This is a genomic window from Streptococcus oralis, assembly GCF_001588645.1.
Classification (GTDB): domain Bacteria; phylum Bacillota; class Bacilli; order Lactobacillales; family Streptococcaceae; genus Streptococcus; species Streptococcus oralis_AB.
Map to the genome: position 1 here is coordinate 1 of NZ_LAYF01000073.1, position 273 is coordinate 273.

At 47.3% G+C, this 273-nt stretch carries 1 protein-coding gene; it reads left to right on the forward strand.

Features of this window, described 5'->3' with window-relative positions:
• Positions 1–273: hypothetical protein (locus A0739_RS09900; protein WP_155718992.1), on the forward strand; the 273-nt coding region annotated here is incomplete at both ends.

Here is a 273-nt window from a genome sequence, read left to right on the forward strand (position 1 = left end):
TGTTGTGACGAATAAAGTAGACACACGCTATATCGCTGCAGCTAGAGAAAATAAACTCAATAAGCAATTTCTAACCAAATGGGTCGATAAGGATAACCAACCCATAACGAGCTTGACCAGCTTTGCCCACGAAGTCCTGTCCATCCCTCGTGCTCACCAGATGGTCATGCAGTATTCTGTCCTTGATGATAGCAAGAAATCTCTCATCCTCTTGCGTCCCTACCAGATCCATGCTATCGAAGCGGTGCAGGAAGCTTCGCGCCAGCAAGCATC